A 537-nucleotide genomic window follows, 5' to 3' on the forward strand; every position below is an offset into this window, starting at 1 on the left:
TAGTTGCCGATGACCAGCCCGCTCGAGAAGATGGATCAGCCACTAGCCAAACCCTCCGTCGTTGCCGATGGGCTGACCCCTGTCTTCCAACTGAACCTGAGGCACCTGCGAGGACTGATCGCAGTGCACGAGCACGGCAGCATCAGCGCCGCGGCGGTCGCCGTGAGCCTCAGCCAGCCGGCGCTGACGCAGGGCATCCTCAAGCTGGAAAGTCAGCTCGGCGGGGTCCTGTTCGAGCGCCGCTCGGGCGGCATGACGCCGACGGCGGCCGGGCAACTGATGCTCGAGCGCGCCACTGCAGGCATGCGGCATCTGACCGCCGGCAGCAGGCTGATCGCCGGAACGGCTTTCGAGCCCGACCGGCGGTTGACGATGACCCAGCTGCGCGCCTTCCTCGGGCTCTTCAAAGCCGGCAGCTTCGCGGCTACTGCGATCGACCTGGGTCTGTCGCAAGCGGCCGTGCATCGGGCCGTGCGCGAGCTGGAAGAGGCGCTCGGAAAGAAGCTCGTGGAACGCCGGGGGCGAGGTGTTCACATG

1 protein-coding gene is annotated in these 537 nt (G+C 67.4%); it reads left to right on the forward strand.

What is annotated here, in order from left to right:
• Positions 1 to 9: 9 nt before the first annotated feature.
• Positions 10 to 537, forward strand: a 528-nt coding sequence (locus ACXJ3V_RS20670) for a LysR family transcriptional regulator (RefSeq protein ID WP_457102229.1), incomplete at its 3' end; no start/stop codon positions are given.

The sequence above is a fragment of the Microbacterium sp. P5_E9 genome (genome assembly GCF_054049175.1).